This window comes from Paenibacillus ginsengihumi DSM 21568 (assembly GCF_000380965.1).
Classification (GTDB): domain Bacteria; phylum Bacillota; class Bacilli; order Paenibacillales; family NBRC-103111; genus Paenibacillus_G; species Paenibacillus_G ginsengihumi.
This window is the reverse complement of record NZ_KB905669.1, coordinates 1-4,328: the sequence shown is the minus strand read 5'-3', so window position 1 is coordinate 4,328 and position 4,328 is coordinate 1. Positions and strand designations below refer to the sequence as shown.

Below are 4,328 nucleotides of genomic sequence, written 5' to 3'. Positions count from 1 at the left end.
GTCTTTTCGGTTGGACAATTGAGCCTCGACGAACAAATAGATGGAAGCAGCAAGCTTGAGCTTTTGTTTGCGATAATCGAGGAAATCGCAAACAAATTCGGGAATATTCAACCATTCAAGGCATTGACTGATAACGGTTTTTGAGATATTGTTACCCATATGGTGTCTCCTTTGTAAACGGATTGGGTAACACGCCCTCTACGTTTACAATAGGAGATTTTTTTGCGATTTTCCAGAAAAAATAATCAACAAAATACATTTATAGGAATATTTACTTTCATGTCAGGTTTGTTGCAAAGCTAGTGCGGATTTCACCCATTTTTGCGGCGATCAGGAAGAATTGTTGTACTGAGTGCAGCATTCTGGCCTCTTTCTTGCGAATATCGGAAGAAGTATTGTATTTTATGCAATATTCCCGTTTCGCACGCTTCATTTATTTGAGCCGCAGCACGTTGAAGCTGAAACCGGAGGGGACCCAGAGGAGGAGGAGAAGATTGTCTGCGGCTTAATTTCTCGTCCGCAGCGGTTCTTTTTGCACCGCGCGCCAGGAGCAGCGCGCGGTACGTCGACGCATGATAGCGATCCGCCCGGTCTACGGGTCAGTCTGCTAGTTTCATTTCGTAAGAAGCGCGCGCTGACGGCCTCGACAGCCCGAACCGGTCGCGCAGCGTCCGGCCTTCGTACTGCGTTCGGAACAGTCCCCTTCGCTGCAGCTCGGGCACGACAAGATCCACGAAATCCTCCAGCGCACCCGGAAAATACGGCGGCATCACATTGAAGCCGTCGGCCGCTCCTTCCTTGAACCAATGCTCGATCAAATCAGCCAGCTGCACGGCCGTACCGGCGAAGGTCAAGTGCCCGCGGGCGCCCGCCGTGCGGAGAATCAGCTCGCGAATCGTCAGATTGTCCCGGCGGGCCATTTCGGCCACGAGCTGAAAGCGGCTCTTGTTGCCGTTGATGTCGCGAACGTCCGGCAGCTCGGGAAGCGGTCCGTCGAGCGGATAGGAGAACAAATCGATCTGCAGCAGCTGAGACAGGCGGTTTAGTCCGTACTCCGGGATCGTCAGCTCGTGCAGCTCCGCCTCCTTTTCCTTCGCCTCGGCTTCGGTCGCGCCAATCACCGGGCTGACGCCCGGCAAAATGAGCAGCTGCTCGGGCGAACGGCCGCAAGCCGCCAATCGCCCCTTGACATCGGCATAGAACGCCTGCGCAGCCGCCAGCGTCTGATGGGCGGTAAACACCGCTTCCGCGAACTCTGCCGCAAACGCCTTGCCGTCTTCGGAGGAGCCTGCCTGAACGAGCACAGGGTGGCCTTGCGGCGACCTCGGAATGTTCAGCGGCCCCTTGACCGAGAAGGAGGCTCCACGATGACGAAGCGGCCTGACCTTGGCGGAATCGGCAAACACGCCGGCCTGCTTGTCGATGACGAGCGCATCGTCCTCCCAGCAATCCCACAGACCGGTGACGACCTGGACGAACTCTCTGGCCCGGACATAGCGCGAGTGATGCTCGGTGTGCCGCTCCAGGCTGAAATTTTGCGCCGTCGCGTCGCCCGAGGAAGTGACGATATTCCAGCCGGCCCGGCCGCCGCTGATATGGTCCAGCGAAGCGAACATTCGGGCGACATGAAAAGGCTCGTTATAGGTCGTCGTGACGGTGGCGATCAGACCGATATGCTCAGTTACCGCCGCAAGAGCGGACAACAGCGTCAACGGCTCGAGCCCGGTGACGACGCGATGGCTCACATCGCCCTGCAGCGCGTACCCGTCGGCCAGAAACAGCGAGTCCAGCTTTCCTCTTTCGGCGATTTGCGCCAGCTTCTGGTAATACCGGATATCCGTCGCCAAATGCGGAAACGTCCCGGGATGCCGCCAAGACGCCTCGTGATGCCCGGTATTCATCAGGAACGCATTCAGGTGGAGCTGTCTTTTTGCAGAACCCATCGTCCTCTACACTCCTTCGATACTGTATTGAAATAAAAAAGAGACGAGCGCGAGGTGCGCTTCGTCTCCGGTTATCCGGTCGCTCCGATCAACTTTAAGCCAAGGTCGCCGTGCCTTTCTTTAATCGCGGCGAATCCGGTTCGTACCGTTTGCGTTCCATTCGTTCGATCTGCACGATCCTGCCGTCATGCACAACAATTTGCACCGTGCCGTATTCGATGCCGTTTAAGCTTTGGGCGATACGTTCCTTCCATAATTCGTCGATTGTCAGCGGCTTTGCCATAGATTATCCCTCCGGTACATATTTTCGATATTCCCGATGTGTATACTTGGTTATTGTTTGTATGAAGTATATGCCTGAACAGAAGGGAAGTCAATGGCCTGACGAGATGTTGCCAAAATGGAATGAACGCCAGCGCAATCCATGTACGGAGTCGAATGCCGTCGGTCACAATGCCCGAAATTCCCCGTCAGCAGGCTTCCGGTAATCGGCAGAGCCGAAGGAGGCCGCTTCCCAATTTTGCAAGAAAGGCACATTGCGGCGCTCCTATAAGGCCCGGACAGCTTTGCCGGCGGCGTTTATCCGCGAACCGGCACGGCCGCTTACCTGAACTGCAGCCGATACAGCTTGGCGTACTCCCCGTCCCGCTCCAGAAGCTGCTCATGCGTCCCTTCTTCGGCAATGCCCTGCTCCGTGATGACGACGATGCGATCCGCATTCCGGATCGTGGACAGCCGATGGGCGATGACGAAGGTCGTGCGCTGCGAGGCCAGCCGTTCCAGGCTCTCCTGCACGGCCCGCTCGCTCTCGTTGTCGAGCGCGGAGGTCGCTTCATCGAAGATCAGAACGGCCGGATTTTTCAGGAACACGCGCGCGATGCTGATGCGCTGCTTTTGCCCGCCGGACAGCTTGATTCCCCGCTGGCCGACATAAGTATCGAAGCCGTTCGGCAAACTCATAATGAACTCATGCGCATGGGCATGCTTCGCAGCGGCGATCACTTCCTCCTCGGAGGCGTCCGGTTTTCCGTACAAAATATTGTCCCGAATCGTCCCCGCGAACAAATAGACGTCCTGCTGCACGATTCCGATATGGCTGCGCAGCGACTTCAGCGTCACGTTCCGGATATTCGCGCCATCGATAAATATATCGCCTTCCGTCGCATCATAGAACCGGGGAATCAGCTGGCAGAGCGTCGTTTTGCCGACGCCGGACGAGCCGACGAGCGCGACATATTCGCCCGGTTGCACGGAGAGATTCATATTTCGGAATACATAAGGGCCGCCCTCGTCATATTGAAAGCCGACACCGCAAAATTCGACACATCCCCGCACCCGCTCTAACTCGACGGCATCCTCCGCATCGGCGATATCCGGCTTGACCTGAAGCAGCTCTACGAAGCGCTCGAACCCGGCGATTCCGTTTTGCAAAAATTGCGTGAAGTTGACGAGTCTTTTCACCGGATCCGTGATCGTGTTCATATATAATAGAAACGTGATCAATTCGGTAAGCTGCAGCCGCTCTTGGCTGATCAGGACGGCGCCCGCCACCACGACGGCGATATTCATGAACGACATGAACGATGTCAGCCCGTTGAACAGCAAAGCTTCGGCCAGATAGCTTCGCTTCCGGCTCTCCAAAAACGATCGGTTCGCATCGCGAAACTTGGCTGTTTCGAGCGCTTCGCCCGTGAACGACTGCACGACGCGAATGCCGGACAAGCTGTCTTCCAGCTGCGCGTTGATGTCGCCGATCCGCTCGTTGTTCCGCTTCAGCGCATCTTTCACCTTCAAGCTGTAACGGTAGGCGAAGAGAAACATAAAAGGCAGAATACCGAACAGCGTAAGTGCCAGCAGCCCGTTCATATGCCATAGGATCGCCGCGGAGCCGATGATGCGTACGAGCGAAATGACGACATCCTCCGGCCCGTGATGGGCCAGCTCCGAGATCGTGAACAGATCGTTCGTCGCGCGGGACATCAGCTGTCCGGTCGTCGTCTGACTGTGAAACCGAAAGGACAGACCTTGTACGTGGCGGAACAAGTCGTCGCGCATGTCGGCCTCCATCCTGGCGCCAAGCATATGACCGTAATAGTCCGTATAAAAATGGGCTCAACATCAAAGTTAGTGCTTGACTTTATGTACCAAATCGTTCACGGTTACATTCGACCAGAAGTCCTTGTACGTAACGTTCCCGGTTCCGGGTGAAGTAATGTCGGCGTTGAAAGGCTTTCATTCGGTTGTTTCTTCCTTCAACCGCCGCATTGGTCCACCGACAGGAGTGATAATTGACGATCTCCGTTCGCCAGTTTCGCATCGTTTTGATGCAGGTGGCTACTGCCGGATGCTGAAAATGTTCCCCTTGTCCCAGCCAGCGGTCAAACC

4 protein-coding genes and 1 pseudogene are annotated in these 4,328 nt (G+C 55.8%); all 5 read right to left on the bottom strand.

The window, feature by feature from the left end; genetic code table 11:
• Nucleotides 1-599 precede the first annotated feature (599 nt).
• The gene (locus F591_RS0126740) at nt 600-1,943 is read right to left on the bottom strand and encodes an LLM class flavin-dependent oxidoreductase (RefSeq protein ID WP_019537611.1); all 1,344 of its coding nucleotides are present in this window, start codon (nt 1,941-1,943) and stop codon (nt 600-602) included.
• A gap of 94 nt (nt 1,944-2,037) precedes the next feature.
• On the bottom strand, nt 2,038-2,226 hold the full coding sequence (locus F591_RS0126735; protein WP_019537610.1) for a YezD family protein: 189 nt from the start codon (nt 2,224-2,226) through the stop codon (nt 2,038-2,040).
• A gap of 320 nt (nt 2,227-2,546) precedes the next feature.
• Entirely contained in the window at nt 2,547-3,206 is a 660-nt protein-coding gene (locus F591_RS33360; protein ID WP_281166734.1) for an ABC transporter ATP-binding protein, read from the bottom strand.
• 207 nt (nt 3,207-3,413) lie between these two features.
• Nucleotides 3,414-4,028 (bottom strand): annotated as a pseudogene (locus F591_RS33355) (ABC transporter transmembrane domain-containing protein); the annotation flags it as partial.
• A gap of 52 nt (nt 4,029-4,080) precedes the next feature.
• The coding region (locus F591_RS31080) for a transposase (protein WP_211217630.1) at nt 4,081-4,328 on the bottom strand (248 nt) is incomplete at its 5' end.

Bases quoted from the DNA above. Each gene is read 5' to 3' on its own strand.
- F591_RS0126740 (WP_019537611.1), bottom strand. From the start codon at position 1,943: ATGGGTTCTGCAAAAAGACAGCTCCACCTGAATGCGTTCCTGATGAAT.
- F591_RS0126735 (WP_019537610.1), bottom strand. From the start codon at position 2,226: ATGGCAAAGCCGCTGACAATCGACGAATTATGGAAGGAACGTATCGCC.
- F591_RS33360 (WP_281166734.1), bottom strand. From the start codon at position 3,206: ATGAATCTCTCCGTGCAACCGGGCGAATATGTCGCGCTCGTCGGCTCG.